Origin of the sequence: Actinoallomurus sp. NBC_01490 (assembly GCF_036227085.1) — a bacterium.
Taxonomy (GTDB): domain Bacteria; phylum Actinomycetota; class Actinomycetes; order Streptosporangiales; family Streptosporangiaceae; genus Actinoallomurus; species Actinoallomurus oryzae.
The window spans coordinates 9287854-9314722 of the sequence record NZ_CP109433.1 but is presented as its reverse complement, the minus strand read 5'-3'; the positions used below and the strand labels follow the sequence as shown (position 1 = coordinate 9314722).

Sequence of the window (26869 nt, the reverse complement as noted above, 5' to 3'; positions counted from 1 at the left end):
GAGGCCTTCCTTCCATCCGCTCGCCGTCGGCTGGTCGCCCGGCGGAACGCGCGTCATCGCTGGTTGAACGCGGCGGCGACGGCCGACGCCGCTCGCGGGTCGCTGAGCAGGGTGTGATGGGTTCCGGGAATCGAGGCGGTGTCCACCGCGCCGTGGGTCAGCCGCGCCCATCCCCAGTCGGGTGACGCGGAGTACGGGTGGTCGGCGAACTCGCTGACGGTGCCGTCGCCCGCGCGCAGCACGGTGACGTCGGCGGCGATGGCCGGTGCGTGGTAGGAGTTGCAGGCGCGGACGACGCCCTGGAACACCGCGAGTGTGGCGGCCAGGTCGGCGATGTCCACGTCGGGAGCGCTCACTCCCTGCTCGGCGGCCAGAGCCAGCAGCCGCGCCAGCGTCTCCTCTGCGGTCGATCCGGTCTCCGGGACGCCCGGCGGGACACGGCTCGGATCGAACCCGATGCCGAGGTCCTCCAGGAACCACAGCAGCAGCCGGCGTTCGTCGACCTCACGGGTGGCGAGGGGCGCGGGCGCGTCGATCACCACCACCCGGTCGACGGTCTCGCCGAGGCCTTCCAGCCGGTGGGCCATCTCGAAGGCGATCACCGCTCCGGAGGACCATCCGCCGAGCCGGTACGGTCCCCGCGGACGGTCCTCCAGCAGGGCACGGACGTAGAGATCGGCCAGGTCCTCGACCTTCTCCAGGGGAGCCAGCCCGTCGGCGGGCCCGGGAGCCTGAAACGCGTCGGTCGGCCGCCGGAGCAGCTCCGCGAGCGGCTGGTAGCACAACACGCCGCCGCCCGCGGGATGCACCAGTGACCAGGGTTCCCCGACCTTGCGGGTGTTCAGCCGGACCAGGGGCGACCACACGCGTTCGGCGGTCTCCAGGTACTCGGCCAGCCCGGCCACGGTGCCGTGTTCGAGCATCGCGCTGAGCGGCATCCGGCGGCCGAGACGTTCGGACACCTGCGCGATCACACGCAGAGCCGCGAACGACTGCCCGCCCAGATCGAAGAAGTCGTCGTGTACGCCGATGGGCCGTCCCGTGGACAACAGGGACTCCCAGATCTCCACCAGAACGGCTTCCGTGGTGTTGCGCGGTGCCGTGTACGTGCGCTCGGCCTCGGCCTCGGGCCGGCTCATGGCCTCCAGGGCGCGCCGGTCGAGCTTGCCGTTCGCGGTGAGCGGGAGAGCGTCGAGCACGGTGACGCGGTCCGGGACCATGTAGCCGGGCAGCCGTTCCGCGAGGGTGCCGCGCAGCGCGTCCGGCTCGATCGGCTCGCCGTCCGGCGTGCCCACGACGTACGCGGCGAGCTGCTTGCCGGAACCGGACGACCGCGCCACCACGGCCGCCTGCCCGACCCGCGGGTCGTCCAGGAGCGCGTGTTCGATCTCCCCCGGCTCGACGCGGAAGCCCTGGATCTTGACCTGGAAGTCCGCGCGGCCGAGGAACTCGATGTCGCCACTCGGCAGATACCGGCCCAGATCTCCCGTGCGGTAGAGCCGCTCACCCGTCCGGGGATGGGTGACGAACGCCGCCCGCGTCTTCTCCGGGTCACCGAGGTACCCCATCGCCACGCCGACGCCCCCGATGTGCAGGTGCCCTGCGGTCCAGGTGGGCGCGTCCCTGCCCAGGTCGTCGAGCACGTACCACGTCTGGCCCGCCAGCGGCCGGCCGTACGGGATGCTCGGCCACTCCGGATCGACGCGGTCGATCGGGAAGTGGATGGACCAGATGGACGCCTCGGTCGCGCCCCCGAGGCTGACCACGGTGGCGTTCGGCGCCACCGCCCGGATCCGGTCCGGCAGGTCCACGGGGATCCAGTCGCCGCTCAGCAGGACCGTGCGCAGCGAAGGAAGCCGGGCGCCGGTCGCCGCGGCCTCCTCCACCAGGAGTTGCATGAGCGCGGGAACGGAGTTCCAGACGGTCACGCCGTGGGACCGGATGAGCTCGATCCAGGACGCGGGGTCGGTCCGTGAGGCCGGCGGCAGCAGCAGGGTCGCACCCGCCGACAGGGAGCCGAAGATGTCATAGACCGAGAGGTCGAAACACAGGGACGAGACACCGAACACGACGTCGCCTGAAGAGATCCCGAACCGCGTGTTGATGTCGGTGACGGTGTTGAGCGGGCCGCGGTGGTCGAGCATCGCGCCCTTGGGACGGCCCGTGGAACCCGAGGTGTAGATGACGTAGGCGAGTTCGTCGGGTTTCCGCACGACCGGAGCCACGGAGCCGGCGGATGTCTCCGATTCCTCGCCCTCCTCACCGCCGCCCACGGTCAGCACGGGCGCCCGCGTGAGCGCCGCCAGCCGTCCATGCGACGCCGCGTCGGAGACGACCGCGCCGGCGGCCGTGTCCATGAGCAGGTACTCGATCCGTTCCTCCGGCCAGGCGGGATCGATGGGGACGTACGCGGCACCGGCGGTCAGCGCCGCGAGTACCGCGATCACCTGGGCGCGTCCCTTGGGCAGCACGACGGCGGTCAGATCGCCGGGCCGTACGCCGGCCGCCTGGAGCCGTCCGGCCAGCCCGCGGGCCAGGTCGTTCAGCTCGGCGAAGGTGACCGTGCCGTCCGCGTCGACCACCGCCGGCGCGTCCGGGCGTTCGGACGCCTGCCGGGGCAGCGCCTCGTGCAGCAGAGCGGGCGCGGCGGCCGGGGAGGAGGCGTTGAGACGGGCCCGCTGGTCGCACTGGTCGGCGGGGAGCAGCTCGAAGGCGTGCTCGCCCCACGCCCGGTCGTTCTCGGCCAGCCTGGTCACGGACGCCCGGTAACCGGCGGACATCGCGTCGATCAGGCCGGTGGGGAACGCCGCCTCGATGACGTCCCAGATCACCCAGAGGCGCCCGTCCCGCAGCTCCCAGAACTCGGTGTCCAGGAGAGTCTGCGGCGTCTCCAGCATGGAGTGGAAGGGCCGTACGGTGGGACCGACGAAGAGCGCGCTGCCGACCGCGAACGGGCAGATGGCCCGGCCCGGCGTCCGGCGTACCCGGTTGAGCTGTTGCAGCACGTTCGCGCCGCTCCAGTAGGACTGCGCCACGTCCGCCATGACCTGCGCCTGCAACCGCCGCGCCCGGTCGGTGAACGGCTCGTCGTGCCGCCAGTCGACCTCCAGCGGATACAGCGAGGCGAACTGGCCGAGGATCTCGCCGCTCTGCGGATGCAGCGGCAACCGATGCGTGACCATGTTGTTGAGCAGGAAGTGCCGGGACCCGCTCCAGTAGGAGAGGATCTCCGCGTGGGCGGCGAGCAGCGCGTTGGTGAGGGTCAGCCCGCGCGCCTCCGCCCGCTCCTTGAACCCCCGCCACAGCTCCGGTTCCAGGAACAGTTCACGCCGGTACATCCTCGACCTGCCCCGGTGGGCGGTCCCCGGAACGAGGGGGAGGTCCGGGGCGTCCGGCCAGTCGGCCATCCGGTCGCACCAGTACTTCTCCGCCGCCCGGCCCAGCGGTGACGTCTCCAGCTCCGCGAGAGCCAGCACCTGGTCGCGGAAGCTCAGTTCGAGCTCGGGCAGGACGTCATCCGGATGGTGGTACAGGTGCATCGCCTCGTTGATGAGGCGTGTCCCGCTCGGCGCGTCCGTGAACACGTTGTTGTTGTTCCAGTGGAGGCGGGCCCGGCCCTCGCCGTACAGGCTGATGTGAGGATGCAGCCAGGGCCAGCGGTCGTGCGGGGGCTCCTCGCGCTGCAGACGTGCGCGCGTTCGCCGCATCTGGGCTTCGGCCTCGGCCTCCGGCAGTCCTCTCAGGTCCGAGACCGTCACCTTCACCGGCGCGAGGTCGCGTACCGTCTGCACCCGCATGTCGTCCCGGACGACCACGATGCTGCGGCGCTGGCGCCGGATCGCCTTGTTGAGCGCCTCCTCGTAGCGCGCCGGGTCGAGCTCGTCGAGGTCGAACTCCATGTACTGGTGCGGGCGTACGTGGTACTCGAACCCTTCCCGCCCGCCCATGAGGAACGACAGCTGCAGGTCGGGCGGGGTGAACGGCTCGTACAGGCGCTCCCCGTCCGGAGTGATCGTGGGCAGCTCCGCCTCGCCGTCGGCGCCGGCGCGTGTCTGGGCCAGCCAGCCGACCAGCTCCGCCTTGTGCCGGGCGAGGCCGGCGCGCAGCTCGGTGGACAGCCGCCCGCGAGGCGCGATGACCTCGATCCGGTCGTCACCGACCAGCTTGAGTCTCACGTCCGCGCGCGCCAGGTCGGCCAGCAGCGACGAGACCGTACGGGAATGAGGTTCGTCCATTTCCTATCTCTCCTTCAGATGGCGGCGCCGCCCGCGGGGCCGGGAGGAGTCACAGCGTCAGGACTTCGATGTCAGCGGGGTCGTCCGCCTCCTCCTCGCCGGTGGTCAGGACGTTGCGGACGGCGAGCTGACGGCAGATGGTCTCCGCGACGTCCAGTGCCGTTCCGCCGCCCAGCAGGAGCTCCGCGGGAATGTCGACCCCGAAGTCCGTGCGGAGGCGCCGGCGGAGCCGAACGGTCGTCAGCGAGTCGAGCCCGAGGACGTTCAGGCGGGTCTGAGCGAATCCGGCGGCCAGCTGGTCGCGCTCGGTCACGTTCATGCCGAGGAGGGCCGCCACCCGGTCCAGCAGCTCGGCCAGAACGGCGTCACGCGCGGCGTCGTGATCCGTCAGCGCCAGCGACATCAGCTCCTCGACGCGGCCCGGGTCCGCCGGTTCGGGCTCGGCCAGATCCGCGGGAACCAGGTCGGCGAGCAGGGTGTAGGGCTGCGCGCCCTGCGTGGCGGCGGTGTAGCGGCGCCAGTCGACGGCGGCGAGGCCCACGTGCGCGGCGGTCTCCGCCGGAAGGTCGGTCAGCGCCCGCAGCGCCCGCTCGGTGGGCAGCGCGCTCATGCCCTTCGACTCGAGCCGGTCGGCCAGGCCCCGCTGCGCCACCATGCCGGTCTCCGCCCACGGTCCCCAGCTCACGCTGACGGCGGGCCGGCCCTCATGGCGGCGGGCGGCGGCGAGCGCGTCCATGAAGGCGTTCGCCACGACGTAGCCGGACTGCCCGGCCGAGCCGATGAGCGAGGCCATCGACGAGAACAGCACGAAGAAGTCGAGATCGTCGTCGCGGGTGTGCCGGTCCAGGTTCCACGCCCCCCGGACCTTGGGGTCCATCACCTGCTCCAGCCGTGTCGGCTCAAGGTCCGCCAGCAGGGCGTCGGCCGTAACGCCGGCGGCGTGCACGACGCCCCGAAGCGGCGGCATGTCCCGGCGTACGAAGTCGAGCAGTTCGGCCACACTCCTCGCGTCGGCGAGATCGGCCCGCCGCAGCTCGACTCGTACGCCTCTGGCCCGCAGTGCCGCGACGGGCACCGGCTCCTCGTCGGGGAGCGAGCGCCCGGCCAGGACGAGCGAGCACGCTCCCTCGTCCGCCAGCCGCCCGGCGACCGCGAGCCCGAGGCCGCCCAGCCCGCCGGTGATGAGGTACGTGGCGTCGGCACGGACCTTCAGCGCCGGCCCCTCGCCCGCCGCGTACCCGGCCTCGCGGAGCCGGGCCTCGAACCAGCGATCACCTCGGACGGCGAGGTGCCCCGAGCCGGGAAGCGCCGCGGCTCTGCGCAGTACGGTCCGCAGGGCGGGCATCGGCGCGGCGCGCTCCCCGTCGACCTGGACGCACTTGAGGTCCGGGTACTCCGCGATGATCGCCTTGGCGGCGGCGGTCCAGACGGCCTGGGCGGGATCCGGCGGGCCGTCCTGGCCGCGCCGCGCGCTCGCGGCCGATGAGCAGATGACGATCTGCGGCAGCTCGTCCGCGTAGGCGCGGAGGAAGTGCTTCAGCACCGAGAACCCTCGACGTGCCAACCGGTACGCCTCGGCGGGGCAGCGATCGCCCACGGAGACACCGTCGTGCGGCTCGCCGTCCGGCCCGGCATGCGGGCCGTTCGCGGTCGCCGGGCCCGTTCCTCCGCCCAGGACCAGGCCGGTGACCTCGGTTCCCGTGTCCCGCAGGTCGCGGAACACCTGCTCGGCCTCCGTATCTCCGCCGCCCAGCCGGATCGGCGTCGCGGCGCTTCCGGAAGAGCCGTTCGCCGAGGTGCCGGCGGCCGGGCTGGAGTCGTCGAGCAGGGCGATCACGGTCGCCCCCGCCTCGGTGAGCTGGGCGTGCCACTCCTCGACCTGACGGTGATCAGGCCCGTAGACCAGCCAGGTGCCCGACATCCGGGCGCCGTTCTCGGACGTCTCGTGGGCGAGGAAGGGCTGCCAGGTGACCTCGTAGCGGCGCGGTCGCGCCCCGGTCACCTCGGCGAGCGCCGCGGACGGGACCGCGCGGAGCCGGAGGCCTTCCACGACGGCGAGCGGCTCACCGTCGTCGGAGAAGATCTCCATGTTCATCGCGCGGTCGCCGGAGTCCTGGTGGCCGAGCCAGTGGGCCCGGCACCAGACCCGGGCCGGCAGCGCGGCGTGGACACGGAGCCGGTCGACTGCCGCGGGAAGCCAGAGCGAACCGTCGTCGTCGGCGAAGGCCGCGCCGATGTGCAGGCACGCGTCGAAGACCCGCGGATCGAGCATGGACGTTCCGTGATCCGCCGGCGCGGCGTCGCTCTCGATGAGGCCGACCGCCGTGTCGCCGTCCCGCCACAGCCGTCGGAGCCCGCGGAAGGCGGGGCCGTGTTCCACACCGGCGGCCAGGAAACGTTCGTACAGCCGGTCGGCCGCCTCGGCCGTCATGCGCGTCTCGACGCCGGCCGGTTCGAAGGCCGCCACCGGATCGCGGTGAGACGAATCGGGAATCGTCGTTGCGGACTCGACGGTGACGTGTTCGGTCCACCGGTCGCGCCGTTGCCCTTCGACACGGGCGAAACAGCGCACGCCGAAAGCGTCGCCGGAGGAATCGACGGCCGTCTGCGCTTGAAGCGGTCGGTCGTCGGCGAAATGCATGAACGCGCGGAAGGCGACGTTTTTCAGTGACCAGGACCGGGCATCCGTACCGGCCGCCTTCGCCGCGCCGGCCAATGCCCAGTCGAGCATCGCCGCGGCGGGGAGGACCGGTGTGCCGAGCAGCCGATGCTCACGCAGGAAACCGAGGGAGTCGGCCGTGATCGTCGTTTTGAACCACCGGCTCCGTGGTTCGGCGAGCTCCACCTCGGTCCCGAGAAGGGAATGCGTGGTCGTGTTGTCTTTCGGGCGGTTTTCCGTACGGCCGGTTCGCTCTGTTTGGCGAACCCAGTAGGTGTTGTGTTGGAAGGGGTAGGTGGGCAGGGGTGTGGTGGGGGTGTTGTTGGGGGTGAGGGTGGGCCAGTGGGTGGTGTGTTGCTGAATGTGTAGTTGGGTGAATGTGTTGACTATTTGTTGGTTGTTGTTTTTGTGTTTGTGGAGGGTGGTGATGGTGTGGGTGTTGGGTTGGGTGAGTGTTTGTTCGGTGGGTGGGGTGAGGGTGGGGTGGGGTCCGATTTCGAGGTAGGTGGTGGTGTTGTTGTTTTCGAGGTGGGTGATGGTTTGGGTCCAGTGGGTGGGGTTGCGGATTTGGTTGGTCCAGTAGGTGGGGTCGGTGAGTTGGGTGGTGGTGGCGGGTTTTCCGGTTTGGGTGGAGATGATGGGGGTGGTGGGTGGGTGGTAGGTGAGGGTTTCGGCGGTGTGGTGGAATTGTTTGAGGATTTGGTTGGTGTGGGGTGAGTGGAAGGCGTGGGAGACGTTGAGGTGGGTGGTTTTGTAGCCGTGTTGTTTTAGGAGGGTGGTGATGGTGGTCAGGAGGGTTGTGTCGCCGGTGATGGTGGTGGAGGTGGGGCTGTTGATTGCGGCGATGGCGGCGTCGGGGTGGTTGGTGAGGTCGATGTGGAGTTCGGTTTTGACCAGGTCGATGAGGTCGTGGTGGGGGGTGTTGGTGGCGTGCATGGCGCCGGTGGCGGGGAGGGTGTTGAGGAGTTTGGCGCGGGTGGTGATGAGGGTTGCGGCGTCGGGGAGGGTGAGGACGCCGGCGAGGTGGGCGGCGGTGATTTCGCCGATGGAGTGGCCGGTGAGGTAGTGGGGGGTGATGCCGTGGTGGGTGAGGAGGTGGTAGAGGGCGACTTGGATGGCGAAGGTGGCGGGTTGGGTGTAGAGGGTGGTGTGGAGGAGTTGGGCTTGGGGTGTGTTGGGTTCGGCGAAGATGATGGTGTGGAGGTTGTGGGGTAGGTGTTTGTTGAGGTGGGTGATGGTTTGGTCGAGGGTGTTTTTGTAGGTGGGGTGGGTTTGGTAGAGGTCGTGTCCCATGCCGGGCCATTGGGCGCCTTGGCCGGTGAAGCAGAAGGCGAGTTTTCCTGGTGGTGTGGGGTCTGGGGGTGTGGTGGTCAGACGTGGGTGGGGTTGGTTGTCGGCGAGGGCGTGTAGGGCGGTGGTGAGGTCGGTGGTGGTGGTGCCGGTGATGATGGCGCGGTGTTGGAAGGTGGCGCGGCTGGTGGTGAGGGTGTGGGCGATGCCGATCGGGTCCAGGCCGGGGTGCTGTTCGATGTGGGTGGCGAGGCGGCGGGCCTGTTCACGGAGTGCCGGGAGGGTTTTCGCTGACAGTGGCCAGGCGATCAGGTCGGTGTGAGTGGTTGGGGTGGGTTCGGTGACCTTGGATGCTGTCGGCGTGGCTTGGGGTGGTTGTTCGAGGATGAGGTGGGCGTTGGTGCCGCTGATTCCGAAGGAGGACACTGCGGCGCGGCGGGGTCGGTTCGCCTCGGGCCAGGGCCGGGTCTGGGTGAGGAGGGTGACGGCGCCGGTGTCCCAGTTGATGTGGGGTGAAGGTTCCTCGGCATGGAGGGTCTTCGGCATCCGGGCATGGTGGATGGCTTGGACCATTTTGATGACACCGGCCACTCCGGCGGCGGCTTGGGTGTGGCCGATGTTGGATTTGATGGATCCGAGGTAGAGAGGCTGTTCGGTGCGGTTTTGGCCGTAGGTGGCGAGGAGGGCGTTGGCTTCGATCGGGTCGCCCAGGGAGGTGCCGGTGCCGTGGGCTTCGACCAGATCGATCTGGTCGGGAGTCAGTCCGGCGTTGGTGAGGGCTTGGCGGATGACGCGTTCTTGGGAGGGTCCGTTGGGGGCGGTGAGTCCGTTGCTGGCGCCGTCCTGGTTGATGGCTGAGCCTTTGATGACGGCGAGGATCCGCCGGTTGTTCTTTTTCGCGTCTGATAGGCGTTCTAGGAGGAGGAGTCCGGCGCCTTCGGCGCCGATGGTGCCGTCGGCGGTGGCTGAGAAGGGTTTGCATCGTCCGTCGTGGGCGAGGCCGCGTTGCCGGCTGAATTCGATGAAGAGGCCGGGGGTGGACATGATGGTGACGCCGCCGGCGAGGGCGAGGTCGCATTCGCCGTTGCGGAGTGCCTGTGCGGCCAGATGGAGGGCGACCAGCGACGACGAACACGCCGTGTCCACCGTGACCGCCGGACCTTGGAGCCCGAGAGTGTAAGAGATACGCCCCGAGATCACACTGGAGGCACTGCCGTTGCCGATGTAGCCCTCGTAGCCTTCGGGAAGGAGGTGAAGCCGGCTGGCGTAGTCGTTGTACATGACGCCGGTGTAGACGCCGGTTTGGGTGTTGGTGAGGGTGGTGGGGTCGATACCGGCGTTCTCGATGGTTTCCCAGGCGACTTCGAGGAGGAGTCGTTGTTGGGGGTCCATTGCGGTGGCTTCGCGTGGGGAGATGCCGAAGAACGCGGCGTCGAATTGGTCGGCGTCGTGGAGGAACCCGCCTTCCCTGGCATAGGACTTACCTGGAGCGTCGGGGTCGGGGTCGTACAGTTCTTCTAGGTTCCAGCCGCGGTTGTCGGGGAACGGTGTGATGGCGTCGACGCCCTGGTCGACCAGTTCCCACAATTCTTCTGGCGAGGTCACCCCACCCGGGTAGCGGCAACCCATCGCCACGATCGCGATGGGTTCGGTGGTGGTCTTGTGGACGGTGGTCGTCGTGGCGTTGTTCTCGCCGGTGAGTTGGTGGTGCAGGTAAGTCGCCAGAGCCTGTGGTGTGGGGTGGTCGAAGATGAGGGTGGCGGGCAGGCGCAGACCGGTCACCGTGGCGAGGCGGTTGCGGATCCGGATGGCGGTCAGGGAGTCGAACCCCAGCTCTTTGAAGGTCTGGGTGTCAACGATCGTGTCCGCGTTCGTATGGCCCAGAACGTTCGCGGCGCTCGTACGCACGATGTCGAGCAGCCGCTTTTCCAACTCGGGACCGGGCAGGTCCGCCAGCTGCGTACGAAGATTTGGAACAGCGCCGCCGGACCGCCCAGCAACGGCGGGCGCGAGTTCGCGGAACAACGGGTGCGGGTCGCCCCCCGTGTCCAGCCTTCTGACGTTGATGTTGGCGGGGATGACCGTGGGCCGGGGATGCGTAAGTGCAGCGGTGAAGAGCCGGAGACCCTCCGCCGTGGTCAGGTGAACGATGCCTGCGGTGCTGACATGTCCATGGTCGGTGGTGGTGAGGTGGGCGGTCATTCCGGTGGTTTGTTGCCAGAGTCCCCAGGCGAGGCTGGTGGCGGGGAGTCCGTTCGCGTGGCGGTGGTGGGCGAGGGCGTCGAGGAAGGTGTTGGCGGCGGCGTAGTTGGCTTGGCCGGGGGAGCCGAGGGTGCCGGCGAGTGAGGAGAACAGGACGAACGCCGACAGGTTCTTTTCTTTGGTCAGCTGGTGCAGATGCCAGGCTGCGTCGGCTTTGGGGGTGAGGACCGCATCGAGCTGGTCGTTGGTGAGTTCGGTGAGCGTGGCGTCCTGCAGCGTGCCTGCGGCGTGGACGATGGCCGTCAACGGATGCTGATGCGGGATGGTGGCCAGCAGTTCGGCGAGGGCCTCAGGCTTGGAGGTGTCGCAGGTGGTGATGGTGACCTGCGCGCCGTGTTCGGTGAGTTCATGGTGGAGCTCGGCGGCACCGGGTGCGTGGGGTCCGGAGCGGCTGGCGAGGAGCAGATGCCGGGCGTTGTGGTAGGTGATGAGATGCCGGGCGACGGCTGAGCCGAGGGTTCCCGTACCACCGGTGATCAACACCGTCCGCTCGGGATCGAACCGAATCGGGTCATCGCTGGCGCCCGTTCGCGCGATGTGAGGGATGAGAAGGTGGCCGTCGCGGATGGCGACCTGAGGTTCGCCGCTCGCGATGGCGGCCGCCGGCTCGATTGTGGGGCCGTCGACATCGATGAGGGCGATGCGGTCAGGGTGTTCGGCCTGCGCCGTACGGACCAGCCCCCACACCGCCGCCTGAGCCAAATCCTCCACTGCATCGTTCTCGCCGGTGCTCACGGCGCCCTGCGTGATGACGACCAGGCGGCAGTCGGCGAGTCGTTCGTTCGTGAGGAAGTCACGGAGGAGGCCGACCGTTTGTCGTGTGAGGCGGTGGACACCCTCGGGGACGTCCGCGCTCGACCTGCGAGGGCACATCCAAACAGCGAAATCAGGTATCCGGACTCCGTCATCTAGACCCGCTACGAACGCGTTCAGATCGGGATGGACGCTCATCGCGTCAGCGAACGAAGCGGACAGTTCCGTTTTCTGCTCGTCGAGCAGAACGTAGGAACAAGCCGATGCCGTTCTCGGTGCAATGTGTCCCCACTGCAATTCGAACAAAGAACTGCGACTGTTGCCGGTCGGAAGCTGGGCCCTGCCGACGGGGCGTAGTGCTAGCGCATTTACCGTCATCACGGGCTGGCCGAGGTCGTCGGTGGCGGTGATGCGATAACGGCCGTCGTCTGTCGGATGCAGGTGGACCCGGAGTGCTCTCGCTCTGGTGCCGTGGAAAGCGACGTCGTTCCAGGAGAAGGGGAGGTGCGGCGTCTCGTCGCTACCGTCCGCGGTGAGTGCCAGCGCGTGGAGTGCGGCGTCGAGGAGGGCGGGGTGGATGCTGTAGCCGCTGGTGTCGACGGTGTCCGGGAGGGTCGTTTGGGCGTAGAGGTCGCCGTTGTCGTGTCGCCAGGCGTGGGTGAGGCCTTGGAAGGTGGGGCCGTAGTGGTATCCGCGTTCGGTCAGCTGTGAGTAGAAGTCGGTGACGTCGATGGGCGTGGCGTCGGCCGGTGGTTGTGCGGGGGTGTCCGCCGGGGGCGGTGTGGTGGTGAGGATGCCGGTGGCGTTGCGGGTCCAGGGGGTGTCGGGTCCGGCGTCGGCGCGGCGGGTGTGGATGGTGATTTTGCGTCCGCCATCGTCGTCGGGTGCCTCGATGGTGAGGTTGATTTCGGTGGCAGCGTCGTCGGGGATGGTGAGGGGGTTTTCGAGGGTGAGTTCCTCGATGTGAGGGGTGTTGGTGTGGGTGCCGGCGTGCGCGGCCATTTCGATGAGAGCGCTTCCGGGGGCCAGGGTTGTGTCGTGGATGGCGTGGTCATTGAGCCAGGGGTGGGTGCGTGCCGAGACCTGGCCGGTGAATAGCTGGGCGCCGGTGGTCGGTATCTGAACAGCGGCGGTAAGGATTGGGTGATTGGTTGCTTGCTGTCCCGGACTGTTCGCAGATCTGTGGTGGAGCCAGTAGGTGTGGTGTTGGAAGGGGTAGGTGGGGAGTGGGTTTGTTGTTCCCGTTGTTGGTGGTGTGTAGTTGACGGTGTGGTGGTGGGTGTGGAGTTGTGCGGTGTTGTTGAGGAATTCGGTGAGGGTGCCCTGTTTTTTGGTGATGGTGGGGATGACGTGTGCGGGGGTTTCTTTTTGGTCGATGGTTTGTTGGATGGCGGGGGTGAGGGTGGGGTGTGGGCTGATTTCGATGTAGGTGGTGTGTCCGGTGGTGAGGAGTTTTTCGATGGTGGGTTGGAGTTGGACGGTGTGTCGGAGGTTGGTGTGCCAGTAGTCGGCCGTGAGGGTGGTGGTGTCGGTTTGGTTGGTGGTGACGGTGGAGTGGAACGGCACGCTCGCCCGATGGTGGGTGATGTCGGTGAGTTGTTCGGTGATGTGGGTGTGGAGTGGGTCGATGTGGGGTGAGTGGGAGGCGTAGTCGACCGGGATCAGACGGGCATCGACGCCCTGGGTTTTGCACCGGTCGATGAGAGCGTGGATGGCCTGTGGTGTGCCGGAGATGGTGGTGGAGTTGGGCCCGTTGATGGCGGCGATGTGAACGTCGTCATCGGGGTTGATGTCGTGGTGGGGGAGGGGGATGTGGGCCATGGCGCCGGTGCCGGCGATGGTGGTGAGGGCTTGTGAGCGTAGGGCGATGATTTTGGCGGCGTCGTTGAGGGTGAGGGCGCCGGCGATGTGTGCGGCGGTGATTTCGCCTTGGGAGTGGCCGATGACGGCGTCGGGGTGGATGCCGTGGTGTTGCCATAGGCGGGCGAGGGCGGTCATGACGGAGAACAGGGCGGGTTGGACGACGTCGGTGCGGTTGAGATCCGCAGCCCGACTGGTCTGGTGGAGCAGATCGAGTAGCGACCAGTCGGTGTAAGGGGCAAGGGCTTGATGGGCCTGGTGGATGTGGTCGGCGAACACCGGGCTGGTGGTGAGCAGATGGTGGGCCATGGCGGGCCATTGGGTGCCTTGGCCGGGGAAGACGAACACCACCTTGCCGTTGATCGGTGTCGCCGGCGGGGTGGTGAGGTTCGGGTGATCACGCCCGGTGGCGAGGGCGTGGACGGCGGTGGTCAGGTCGGTGAGGGTGGTTCCGGTGATGACCGCACGCTGATCGAACACGGCACGGGTGGTGAGGGCGTGGGTGATGTCGGCCGGGTTCAGGTCGGGGTGGTGGTCCAGGTGGTCGGCCAGGCGGCGGGCGTACTCACGTAGGGCTTCGGGGGTTTTGGCGGACAAGGGCCACGCCACGACGCCAGACGGCGGTTCGTGGACCCGAGAGGCTGCGGGTTCGGGTGTGGGGGGTTGTTCGAGGATGAGGTGGGCGTTGGTGCCACTGACGCCGAAGGAGGACACCGCGGCGCGGCGGGGACGGTTCGCCTCGGGCCAGGCGCGGGCCTCGGTAAGGAGGGTGACGGCGCCGGTGTCCCAGTTGATGTGGGGTGAGGGGTCCTCGGCGTGGAGGGTTTTGGGTAGCCGGGCGTGTTGGATGGCTTGGACCATTTTGATGACGCCGGCGATGCCGGCGGCGGCTTGGGTGTGGCCGATGTTGGATTTGATGGATCCCAGGTACAGCGGTCGGTCTTCGGCTCTGTTTTGGCCGTAGGTGGCGAGGAGGGCGTTGGCTTCGATCGGGTCGCCCAGGGAGGTGCCGGTGCCGTGGGCTTCGACCACGTCGACCTGGTCGGGTGTTACACCGGCGTTGGTGAGGGCCTGGCGGATCACGCGCTCTTGGGAGGGTCCGTTCGGTGCGGTGAGTCCGTTGCTGGCGCCGTCCTGGTTGACCGCCGTGCCTTTGATGACGGCGAGGATCCGCCGGTTGTTCTTTCGTGCGTCCGACAGACGCTCCAGGAGGACAAGCCCGGCGCCCTCGGACCACCCGGTTCCATCGGCCGAGGCCGAAAACGACTTACACCGCCCATCGGCCGCCAACCCCCGCTGCCGACTGAACTCCACGAACACACCCGGGGTCGACATCACCGCGGCTCCCCCGACCAACGCGAGGTCGCATTCGCCGGTGCGGAGTGAATGCGCTGCCAGGTGGAGGGCGACCAGCGCCGACGAACACGCCGTATCGACCGTGACCGCCGGCCCCTGCAATCCGAATGTGTAGGAGAGACGGCCAGAAGCCACACTTGTAGCCTTGCCCGTCATCATGTAGCCCCCGTAGTCCTCCGGCGCCTGATGCAGATCCGGCCCGTACGGCTGGAATACAACCCCGGTAAAGACGCCGGTCCTGCTTTTCTTCAGCGAATCAAGCGTTATTCCGGACCGTTCGATGGTCTCCCAGGCGACCTCCAAGAGAAGCCGCTGCTGGGGGTCCATCGCGGTGGCCTCGCGCGGAGAGATCCCGAAGAACGCCGCATCGAACTGATCGGCGTCGTGAAGGAACCCGCCCTCCCGCGCATAGGACTTACCCGGAGCGTCGGGGTCCGGGTCGTACAACTCCTCCAGGTCCCAGCCCCGGTTGTCGGGGAACGGCGTGATCGCATCGACGCCCTGGTCGACCAGCTCCCACAACTCCTCCGGCGAGGCCACCCCACCCGGGAAACGGCAGCCCATCGCCACGATCGCGATCGGCTCGCGAGCGCGCTCCTCGACTTCGTGGAGGCGCTCTCGCGTCTGCTGAAGGTCGGCGGTGACCCGCTTGAGGTACTCGAAGAGTTTTTCCTCGTTGTTTGCCATCAGTAGCTGCCTTCGGACTGGTCGCGGTGGTTACTGTCTTCCATTCCTTGGTCGATGAGCGCGAACAGTTCATCTGGACGGCTCGTCGCCTTGATCGTGCGGATCATTTCGCCGTCGGCCGCTTGCTGAACGGTCAGCTTTCGAAGCAGTTCCTGAAGGCGCGGTGCAAGATCACTGGGGAGTTGGCTTATATCGAGTCCGGTGGAGAGGCTCGTCTCCAATTCGTCGAGCTCGGTGAGCAGCGTCGTACCCGGCGGTGCTGGTTCGGGGACGAGCTGCGAACGGAGATATTCGACGAGTTCCTGCGGCGTTGGGTGGTCGAACGCGAGGGTGGCGGACAGCCGCAGGCCGGTCACGGTGTTGAGTCGGTTGCGAAGTTCCACCGCCGTCAACGAGTCAAGACCGAGTTCCTTGAACGCGCTGTCCGGGCCGATGTCATCGGTGGCGGCATGCCCCAGAACCGTCGCCAGCTCGCCACGGACGGTTTCCAGGAGAACCTCGTACTGCTCGTCGGAGGGAAGCTCCGCCAGCCGTTCCGTGAGGAGAACGGGCTCAGGCGCCTGAGCCATGGCGGATCGCTTGGGAGCTGTCGGCGCGCGGCTTTGCAGCAGGGGGTGGGGGTTGGTCGTTCTGGTGTTGATGTTTGCGGGGATGAGGTGGGGGTCGGGGCGGATGAGTGTCTCGTCCAGAAGACGGAGTGCTTGGTCGGTGGTCAGCGAGCTGATGCCGTTGGTGGTGATGCGTTGGTGGTCGGTGGTGGTGAGGTGGGCGGTCATGCTGCTGGTTTGTTGCCAGAGTCCCCAGGCGAGGCTGGTGGCGGGGAGTCCGTTCGCGTGGCGGTGGTGGGCGAGGGCGTCGAGGAAGGTGTTGGCGGCGGCGTAGTTGGCTTGGCCGGGGGAGCCGAGGGTGCCGGCGAGTGAGGAGAACAGGACGAACGCCGACAGGTTCTTTTCTTTGGTTAGCTGGTGCAGGTGCCAGGCTGCGTCGGCTTTGGGGGTGAGGACGGCGTCGAGTTGGTCGTTGGTGAGTTGGGTGATGGTGGCGTCGTGGAGGGTGCCTGCGGCGTGGATGATCGCGGTGAGCGGATGCTGATGCGGGATGGTGGCCAGTAGTTCGGCGAGGGCCTCAGGGGTGGAGGTGTCGCAGGTGGTGATGGTGACGTGGGCGCCGTGTTCGGTGAGTTCGTGGTGGAGTTCGGTGGCACCGGGTGCGTTCGGTCCGGAGCGGCTGGCCAGCAGGAGGTGGCGGGCGTTGTGCTGGTTGATGAGATGCCGGGCGACGGCTGAGCCGAGGGTTCCCGTACCGCCGGTGATGAGGACCGTTCCCTCGGGGTCGAGAGGCGACCCGATGGTCAGTACCACCTTGCCGATGTGGCGGGCCTGGCTCAGATGGCGAAGGGCTCGAGCGGCGTGCCGGACGTCCCAGGTCGTCACAGGCGGCGGTTGGAGCACACCCTCTTCGAAGAGCACGGACAACGCGCCGAGCATCTCCTCGATGTGCTCAGGTGACGTCTGGTGGAGATCGAGCAGGTGGTATTTCACTCCGGGATACGCGGCCTCGACCTCCCCGGGTTCCCGGATGTCGGTCTTGCCCATTTCGATGAATCGGCCGCCACTGCCCAGCAGGCGCAGCGACGCGTCGGTGAACTCGTGGGCCAAGGAGTTGAGGACGACATCCACGCCTCGGCCGCCGGTGTGATCACGGAACTTGGTCTCGAAGTCGAGCATGCGTGAGGACGCGAGACGATCACCGTCGATGCCCTGCTCCTGAAGGACGCGCCACTTCGCGGGACTTGCCGTGGCGAGGACGTGCGCTCCCCAGTGCCGCGCCAGTTGTACGGCCGCCGAGCCGACGCCGCCGGTGGCGGTGTGGACAAGCAGCGTCTCGCCCTTCCGCAGCTTCGCGAGATCCTTCAACCCCTGATAAGCGGTCAGGAACGCTACGGGCACCGCGGCCGCCTCCGCGTACGACCATCCGCTGGGAACGCGTGTTATCAAGCGATGGTCGGTGACGGCCACCGGGCCGATTCCGCTCCGGAAGAGCCCCATGACACGGTCGCCGGGAGCCAGACTCTCGACGCCGGCGCCTACCTCGGTGACGATCCCGGCACCCTCACCGCCGACGCCCGTCCGGTCGTTCACCATGCCCAGGGCGGCCAAGGCGTCCCTGAAGTTGAGGCCGGCCGCACGAAGCGATACCCGGACCTGCCCGGGTCGCAGGGGTGCATCCGCATCTGGCCAGGGAGTCAGCGCGAGGTTGTCCAGTGTTCCCGGGGTTGGGTTCTCCAGCCGCCACAAAACCGACCCGGTGGGCGGAACGAGTCCGTCACCGGGGCCGGAAGCGATGACCCGGGGGACCAGGACGCGGCCCTGGCGTACGGCCAGCTGAGGTTCTTCGCTGCTGAGTGCCGTACGAACAGAGCCCGGCGTCACTTCGCGGAGATCGAGGTCGAGCAGGACGATGCGGCCGGGGTGTTCGGCCTGGGCCGTACGGACCATGCCCCAGACCGCCGCCTGCGCCAGGTCGCGGATGCCCTCGTCGACGTTCGTGGAGACGGCTCCCTGAGTGATCAGGACAAGGCGTTTGTCCGCGAAACGTTCGTCGGTCAGCCAGGTACGCAGTGTTTCGAGGACATGGCCCGTGAGCTCGTGTGTGCTCGCCGGCACATCCGCCACCGGCGAATCCGGGCAGTTCACGAGCACCAGTTCCGGCGACGGCGTACCCGCGTCGATGGCCTGGCCGAGCGACGCCAGATCGGGATACGGCTCGGTGGCATCCTCCGTGAGCGCCGTCACCGCACCGTCCTCGTCGCCCCTGATGAGGACGTACGGGTGAGACCTCACAGCCGCGCCTGCGGGAGAGAACGTCTCCCACCGGAGAACGAACATGTCGTCGCGGCGAGTACGGCCCTCGACCCGGAGCCGGTCGGGCTCGATCGGACGCGCGTCGAGCGCGTCAACGACGATCACGGGGGTTCCGCCGGGGTCAGTGGCAGTGATCCGGACCTGGCCGGCTCCGGTGGCGTGGAGGTGGACCCGAAGAACGGTGGCCCCGTCGGCGAGGAGAGAGACGTCCTGCCAACTGAAGGGAAGCCTGATCTGCTGATCGTCCGTCGGCGAGGTGAGTATGAGGGGGTGGAGCGCGGCGTCGAGGAGCGCGGGATGGATCGCGTGTCCGGTGATCTCCGTGCCTTCGGGGAGGGCTATTTCGGCGTAGAGGTCGCCGTTGTCGTGTCGCCAGGCGTGGGTGAGGCCTTGGAAGGTGGGGCCGTAGTGGTATCCGCGTTCGGCCAGGCGTGCGTAGAAGTCGGCGAGGTCGACCGGGGCGGCGTCGGGCGGAGGCCAGGTCGTCGCGGTGGACGGCTGCGCTGTCGCGTGTGGCGTGAGGGTGCCGACGGCATGGCGTGTCCAGGCTGTTCGGGCTGGTCCATCCACTAGGCGGGTGTGGATGGTGATGGTTCGCCGGCCGTCGTCGTCGGCGGGTTCGACGGTGACATGGAGGTCGATCGGTTGCTCGTCCGGGATGACGAGCGGGCTTTCAAGGGTGAGTTCCTGGATGTGGGGTGTTCCAGTGTGGGTGCCGACGTGGGCGGCCAGGTCGATGAGGCCGCTTCCGGGCATCAGGATGGTGTTGTCGATGGCGTGCTCGGTGAGCCAGGGATGGGTTCGTGTTGATATCCGGCCGGTGAAAAGGACGGAGCCGGTGCTGGGGATTTCTGTGGTGGCGGCGAGAAGCGGGTGTTCGGTCGCAGTAAGGCCGAGGTCGCCTGTGGCTTTTTGGGCTGGTGGTTCGTTGATCCAGTAGGTGTTGTGTTGGAAGGGGTAGGTGGGCAGGGGTGTGGTGGGGGTGTTGTTGGGGGTGAGGGTGGGCCAGTGGGTGGTGTGTTGCTGAATGTGTAGTTGGGTGAATGTGTTGACTATTTGTTGGTTGTTGTTTTTGTGTTTGTGGAGGGTGGTGATGGTGTGGGTGTTGGGTTGGGTGAGTGTTTGTTCGGTGGGTGGGGTGAGGGTGGGGTGGGGTCCGATTTCGAGGTAGGTGGTGGTGTTGTTGTTTTCGAGGTGGGTGATGGTTTGGGTCCAGTGGGTGGGGTTGCGGATTTGGTTGGTCCAGTAGGTGGGGTCGGTGAGTTGGGTGGTGGTGGCGGGTTTTCCGGTTTGGGTGGAGATGATGGGGGTGGTGGGTGGGTGGTAGGTGAGGGTTTCGGCGGTGTGGTGGAATTGTTTGAGGATTTGGTTGGTGTGGGGTGAGTGGAAGGCGTGGGAGACGTTGAGGTGGGTGGTTTTGTAGCCGTGTTGTTTTAGGAGGGTGGTGATGGTGGTCAGGAGGGTTGTGTCGCCGGTGATGGTGGTGGAGGTGGGGCTGTTGATTGCGGCGATGGCGGCGTCGGGGTGGTTGGTGAGGTCGATGTGGAGTTCGGTTTTGACCAGGTCGATGAGGTCGTGGTGGGGGGTGTTGGTGGCGTGCATGGCGCCGGTGGCGGGGAGGGTGTTGAGGAGTTTGGCGCGGGTGGTGATGAGGGTTGCGGCGTCGGGGAGGGTGAGGACGCCGGCGAGGTGGGCGGCGGTGATTTCGCCGATGGAGTGGCCGGTGAGGTAGTGGGGGGTGATGCCGTGGTGGGTGAGGAGGTGGTAGAGGGCGACTTGGATGGCGAAGGTGGCGGGTTGGGTGTAGAGGGTGGTGTGGAGGAGTTGGGCTTGGGGTGTGTTGGGTTCGGCGAAGATGATGGTGTGGAGGTTGTGGGGTAGGTGTTTGTTGAGGTGGGTGATGGTTTGGTCGAGGGTGTTTTTGTAGGTGGGGTGGGTTTGGTAGAGGTCGTGTCCCATGCCGGGCCATTGGGCGCCTTGGCCGGTGAAGCAGAAGGCGAGTTTTCCTGGTGGTGTGGGGTCTGGGGGTGTGGTGGTCAGACGTGGGTGGGGTTGGTTGTCGGCGAGGGCGTGTAGGGCGGTGGTGAGGTCGGTGGTGGTGGTGCCGGTGATGATGGCGCGGTGTTGGAAGGTGGCGCGGCTGGTGGTGAGGGTGTGGGCGATGCCGATCGGGTCCAGGCCGGGGTGCTGTTCGATGTGGGTGGCGAGGCGGCGGGCCTGTTCACGGAGTGCCGGGAGGGTTTTCGCTGACAGTGGCCAGGCGATCAGGTCGGTGTGAGTGGTTGGGGTGGGTTCGGTGACCTTGGATGCTGTCGGCGTGGCTTGGGGTGGTTGTTCGAGGATGAGGTGGGCGTTGGTGCCGCTGATTCCGAAGGAGGACACTGCGGCGCGGCGGGGTCGGTTCGCCTCGGGCCAGGGCCGGGTCTGGGTGAGGAGGGTGACGGCGCCGGTGTCCCAGTTGATGTGGGGTGAAGGTTCCTCGGCATGGAGGGTCTTCGGCATCCGGGCATGGTGGATGGCTTGGACCATTTTGATGACACCGGCCACTCCGGCGGCGGCTTGGGTGTGGCCGATGTTGGATTTGATGGATCCGAGGTAGAGAGGCTGTTCGGTGCGGTTTTGGCCGTAGGTGGCGAGGAGGGCGTTGGCTTCGATCGGGTCGCCCAGGGAGGTGCCGGTGCCGTGGGCTTCGACCACGTCGATCTGGTCGGGGGTGACTCCGGCGTTGGTGAGGGCTTGGCGGATGACGCGTTCTTGGGAGGGTCCGTTGGGGGCGGTGAGTCCGTTGCTGGCGCCGTCCTGGTTGATGGCTGAGCCTTTGATGACGGCGAGGATCCGCCGGTTGTTCTTTTTCGCGTCTGATAGGCGTTCTAGGAGGAGGAGTCCGGCGCCTTCGGCGCCGATGGTGCCGTCGGCGGTGGCGGAGAAGGGTTTGCATCGTCCGTCGTGGGCGAGGCCGCGTTGTCGGCTGAATTCGATGAAGAGGCCGGGGGTGGACATGATGGTGACGCCGCCGGCGAGGGCGAGGTCGCATTCGCCGTTGCGGAGTGCCTGTGCGGCCAGATGGAGGGCGACGAGTGATGACGAGCATGCGGTGTCGATGGTGACGGCTGGGCCTTGGAGTCCGAGTGTGTAGGAGATGCGTCCGGAGGCGATGCTTGCGGCGGTGCCGTTGCCGAGGTGGCCTTCGAGGTCGTGGGGGGTTTGGTGGAGGTGTGTGGCGTAGTCGTTGTACATGACGCCGGTGTAGACGCCGGTTTGGGTGTTGGTGAGGGTGGTGGGGTTGATGCCGGCGTTTTCGATGGTTTCCCAGGCGACTTCGAGGAGGAGTCGTTGTTGGGGGTCCATTGCGGTGGCTTCGCGTGGGGAGATGCCGAAGAACGCCGCGTCGAACTGATCCGCGTCGTGGAGGAACCCGCCCTCCCGCGCATAGGACTTACCCAGCGCGTCGGGGTCGGGGTCGTACAGTTCCTCCAGGTTCCAGCCGCGGTTGTCGGGGAACGGCGTGATCGCATCGACGCCCTGGTCGACCAGCTCCCACAACTCCTCCGGTGAGGTCACCCCACCCGGGTAGCGGCAACCCATCGCCACGATCGCGATGGGTTCGGTGGTGGTTTTGTGGGTGGTGGTTGTGGTGGTGGTGTTTTCGCCGGTGAGTTGGTGGTGCAGGTAAGTCGCCAGAGCCTGTGGTGTGGGGTGGTCGAAGATGAGGGTGGCGGGCAGGCGCAGGCCGGTCACCGTGGCGAGGCGGTTGCGGATCTGGATGGCGGTCAGGGAGTCGAAGCCCAGCTCTTTGAAGGTCTGGGTGTCAACGACGGCGGCCGGGTCGGCGTGGCCCAAGACCGCCGCGGTGGCAACCCGAACCAGATCGACTAGCTCGTCGGAGGTGAGAGACGACGCGGGCTTGTCCTGCACTGCGGAGGAGGCGACACGTTGGGGTGAGGCGGTGAGGAAGCCTCGTAGCAGTGGGTGGGGGTTGGTTGTTCTGGTGTTGATGTTTGCGGGGATGAGGTGGGATTTGGGGTGTGTGAGTGAGGCGTCGAGGAGTTGGAGTGCTTGGTCCGTGCTGAGTGGGGTGATGCCGTTGGTGGTGATGCGTTGGTGGTCGGTGGTGGTGAGGTGGGCGGTCATTCCGGTGGTTTGTTGCCAGAGTCCCCAGGCGAGGCTGGTGGCGGGGAGTCCGTTCGCGTGGCGGTGGTGGGCGAGGGCGTCGAGGAAGGTGTTGGCGGCGGAGTAGTTGGCTTGGCCGGGGGAGCCGAGGGTGCCGGCGAGTGAGGAGAACAGGACGAACGCCGACAGGTTCTTTTCTTTGGTCAGCTGGTGCAGATGCCAGGCTGCGTCGGCTTTGGGGGTGAGGACGGCGTCGAGTTGGTCGTTGGTGAGTTGGGTGATGGTGGCGTCGTGGAGGGTGCCTGCGGCGTGGATGATCGCGGTGAGCGGATGCTGATGCGGGATGGTGGCCAGTAGTTCGGCGAGGGCCTCAGGGGTGGAGGTGTCGCAGGTGGTGATGGTGACGTGGGCGCCGTGTTCGGTGAGTTCGTGGTGGAGTTCGGTGGCACCGGGTGCGTTCGGTCCGGAGCGGCTGGCCAGCAGGAGGTGGCGGGCGTTGTGCTGGTTGACGAGGTGGCGGGCGACGGTGGTGCCGAGTGCTCCGGTTCCGCCGGTGATGAGGATTGTGCCTTCGGGGTTGAGCCCGGTCGGGTCATCGTTGGCGGGGGTGGCGCGGACGAGTCGTGGGGTGAGGGTGCGGTTGTCGCGGATGGCGATCTGGGGCTCGCCGCTGGCGATGGCGGCGGCAAGTTCGGTGGTGGGGCGATCGAGGTCGATGAGCGTGATCCGGCCGGGATGCTCGGTTTGGGCGGTACGGACCAGTCCCCATACCGCGGCTTGAGCCAGGTCCCCCACGGCGTCGTCTTCGCTGGTGGAGACGGCGCCTCGCGTCACAACGATCAGACGGCAGTCGACCAGTCGTTCTTCTCTTAAAAAGTCCTGAAGGAAGTCCATTGCATGGAGACTCAAGCGATGGACATCCGCGGGAATATCGGTGCGCAAGCTGGATGGGCAGTTCCAGATGGCAACATCAGATGCCCGAGTCTCGTCCTTGCTGGCAGCGATAAAAGTTTCTAGGTCAGAATGAATGCTGACGCTTGGTCCTGGGATGGAATCGGCCAACTCTGATTCGGGCTCATCGAAAATGATATAAGAGCTGATCGATTCTGGCGCAATCTTAAGCCTAATGGGGTCCCATCGAAGTTCGAAGAGGGAATTTGAGCGACCTCTTTCGATTATGGTGAGCTGCTCACTCGTGATGGGCCGTGACTTAAGTAGGCCGACGTTGACTACCTGGCGGCCGACGTCATCGGCGGCGGTGATGCGGTATTCGTCGTCGTTTGTGGAATGCAGATGTACCCGAAGTGTGTTGGTGTTGGTGTTGTTGATGGTGACGTTTTGCCAGGTGAAGGGTAGTTGAGTTGGCTGGTCGTTGGTGGGGAGGAGTGGGTGGATTGTGGTGTCGAGGAGGGCGGGGTGGATGGTGTATCCGTTGGTGGCGGTGGTTTCGGGGAGGGTTGTTTGGGCGTAGAGGTCGCCGTTGTCGTGTCGCCAGGCGTGGGTGAGGCCTTGGAAGGTGGGGCCGTAGTGGTATCCGCGTTCGGCCAGGTGTGTGTAGAAGTCGGTGAGGTCGATGGGGGTGCTGTTTTCGGGGGGGAATGTGGGGGTGTTGTTGGTCGGTGGTGTGTGGTTGGTGGTGGTGAGGGTGCCGGTGGCGTTGCGGGTCCAGGAGGTGTCGGGTTCGGCGTCGGCTGGACGCGAGTGGATGGTGATGGTCCGGCGGCCCTGGTTGGGAGGCTCGAGCGTGATCTGCAGATCGGTCGGCTGCTCGTCCGAGATGATGAGGGGGTTTTCGAGGGTGAGTTCCTCGATGCAAGGGGTTCCAGCGCGGGTGCCGGCGTGTATGGCCAAATCGACGAAGGCGGTGCCGGGAAGCAGGACGGTGTCGTTGATCGCATGATCGTTGAGCCAGGGATGGATCCGTGTGGAGATCCTGCCGGTGAACAGGTAGCCGTCGGTGCTCGGTGTTTGGATACACGCGGCGAGAAGCGGGTGGTCAGTAGCTTGTTGCCCAAGATCTTCGGGTTTATTTGCGTTGACAGATCGTTGGAGCCAGTAGGTCTTGTGTTGAAAGGGGTAGGTGGGGAGTGAGATTGTTGATGTCGGGTTTGTTGGTGGTGTGTAGTCGACGGTGTGCTGGTGGGTGTGCAGTTGTGCGGTGTTGTTGAGGAATTCGGTAACAGTGCCGTTTTTCTTCGTGATGCTTGGAATTACGATGGCAGGTGTGTTTTGATCTTCGATGGTTTGTTGGATGGCGGGGGTGAGGGTGGGGTGTGGGCTGATTTCGATGTAGGTGGTGTGTCCGGTGGTGGAGAGTTTTTCGATGGTGGGTTGGAGTTGGACGGTGTGTCGGAGGTTGGTGTGCCAGTAGTCGGCGGTGAGGGTGGTGGTGTCGATTTGGTCGGTGGTGACGGTGGAGTGGAACGGCACGCTCGCCCGGTGGTGGGTGATGTCGGTGAGTTGTTCGGTGATGTGGGTTTGGAGTGGGTCGATGTGGGGTGAGTGGGAGGCGTAGTCGACCGGGATCAAACGGGCATCGACACCCAGGGTTTTGCACCGGTCGATGAGAGCCTGGACGGCCTGTGGCGTACCGGAGATCGTGGTGGAATTGGGCCCGTTGATGGCGGCGATGTGAACGTCGGCGTCGAGGCTGATCTCGTGATGAGACAGGGGGATGTGGGCCATGGCGCCGGTGCCGGCGATGTTGGTGAGGGCTTGTGAGCGTAGGGCGATGATTTTGGCGGCGTCGTTGAGGGTGAGGGCGCCGGCGATGTGTGCGGCGGTGATTTCGCCTTGGGAGTGGCCGATGACGGCGTCGGGGTGGATGCCGTGGTGTTGCCACAGGCGGGCAAGAGCGGTCATGACGGCGAACAAGGCCGGTTGGACGACGTCGGTGCGGTTGAGATCCGCAGCCCGACTGGTCTGGTGGAGCAGATCGAGTAGGGACCAGTCGGTGTGAGGGGCGAGGGCTTGATGGGCCTGGTGGATGTGGTCGGCGAACACCGGGCTGGTGGTGAGGAGGTGGTGGGCCATGGCGGGCCATTGGGTGCCTTGGCCGGGGAAGACGAACACGATCTTGCCGTTGATCGGTGTCGCCGGTGGGGTGGTGAGGTTGGGGTGGTCACGCCCGGTGGCGAGGGCGTGGAGGGCGGTGGTGAGGTCGGTGAGGGTGGTTCCGGTGATGACCGCACGCTGGTCGAACACGGTGCGGGTGGTGAGGGTGTGGGTGATGTCGGTCGGGTTCAGGTCGGGGTGGTGGTCCAGGTGGTCGGCGAGGCGGCGGGCGTACTCGCGTAGGGCTTCGGGGGTTTTGGCGGACAAGGGCCACGCCACGACGCCAGACGGCGGTTCGTGGACCCGAGAGGCTGCGGGTTCGGGTGTGGGGGGTTGTTCGAGGATGAGGTGGGCGTTGGTGCCGCTGACGCCGAAGGAGGACACCGCGGCGCGGCGGGGACGGTTCGCCTCGGGCCAGGCGCGGGCCTCGGTAAGGACGGCGAGGGTGGCGGTTGACCAGTCCACCTCGGGGTTGAGTTCGTCGACGTGAAGGGTCTTCGGTAGGCGGCCGTGCTGGATGGCTTGGACCATTTTGATGACGCCGGCGATGCCGGCGGCGGCTTGGGTGTGGCCGATGTTGGATTTCAGTGATCCCAGGTACAGCGGTCGGTCTTCGGCTCTGTTTTGGCCGTAGGTGGCGAGGAGGGCGTTGGCTTCGATCGGGTCGCCCAACGCCGTACCGGTGCCGTGGGCTTCGACCACGTCGACCTGGTCGGGCGTTACACCGGCGTTGGTGAGGGCCTGGCGGATCACGCGCTCTTGGGAGGGCCCGTTCGGTGCGGTGAGTCCGTTGCTGGCGCCGTCCTGGTTGACCGCCGAGCCTTTGATCACCGCGAGGATCCGACGATTGTTCTTTCGTGCGTCCGACAGACGCTCCAAGAGGACAAGCCCGGCACCCTCGGACCACCCGGTTCCATCGGCCGATGCCGAAAACGACTTACACCGCCCATCGGCAGCCAACCCCCGCTGCCGACTGAACTCCACGAACATGCCCGGTGTGGACATCACAGTGACCCCGCCGGCGAGGGCGAGGTCGCACTCGCCCGTACGCAGGGAATGCGCCGCCAGGTGGAGTGCGACCAGCGATGACGAACACGCCGTATCGACCGTCAGCGCCGGCCCCTGCAGACCGAGGATGTATGAGATGCGCCCGGAGGCGACACTTCCGGCGCTGCCGTTACCTATGTATCCCTCGTAGCCGTCGGGGAGATGGTCGAGGCGGGTGGCGTAGTCGTTGTACATGACGCCGGTGAACACGCCGGTCTGGCTGGTGTGGAGCGTATTGGGGTCGATACCGGCGTTCTCGATGGTCTCCCAGGCGACCTCCAAGAGAAGCCGCTGCTGGGGGTCCATCGCGGTGGCCTCGCGCGGAGAGATCCCGAAGAACGCCGCATCGAACTGATCGGCGTCGTGAAGGAACCCGCCCTCCCGCGCATAGGACTTACCCGGAGCGTCGGGGTCCGGGTCGTACAGTTGCTCCAGGTCCCAGCCCCGGTTATCCGGAAACGGCGTGATCGCATCGACGCCCTGGTCGACCAGCTCCCACAACTCCTCCGGCGAGGTGACTCCTCCGGGGTAGCGGCAGCCCATCGCCACGATCGCGATCGGTTCTTCGACACGGTCTTCGATCTCACGCAGGCGTTGCCGCGTTTCTCGTAGATCCAGCGTCGCCCGCTTGAGATAGTCCCGAAGTTTGTCCTCGATTGTCATCTCTTACAATCCCTTGTTAGGCGCACTTC

At 66.7% G+C, this 26869-nt stretch carries 3 protein-coding genes; all 3 read right to left on the bottom strand.

The genetic code is table 11. The features are described 5' to 3' along the window. Window positions 1-53: 53 nt before the first annotated feature. Genes OG417_RS42805 through OG417_RS42795 form a run of 3 tightly spaced genes read right to left on the bottom strand, consistent with a single transcriptional unit; the run spans window position 54 to window position 26840 of the window. Entirely contained in the window at window positions 54-4235 is a 4182-nt protein-coding gene (locus OG417_RS42805) for an amino acid adenylation domain-containing protein (protein ID WP_329241742.1), read from the bottom strand. Between the two features lie 49 nt (window positions 4236-4284). Further along, window positions 4285-15102, bottom strand: coding sequence for an SDR family NAD(P)-dependent oxidoreductase (locus tag OG417_RS42800; protein WP_329241738.1), 10818 nt, complete (start codon window positions 15100-15102; stop codon window positions 4285-4287). Beyond that, window positions 15102-26840, bottom strand: coding sequence for an SDR family NAD(P)-dependent oxidoreductase (locus OG417_RS42795; protein WP_329241735.1), 11739 nt, complete (start codon window positions 26838-26840; stop codon window positions 15102-15104). Before OG417_RS42795 ends, OG417_RS42800 begins: the two co-directional genes overlap by 1 nt. Window positions 26841-26869: the final 29 nt, after the last annotated feature.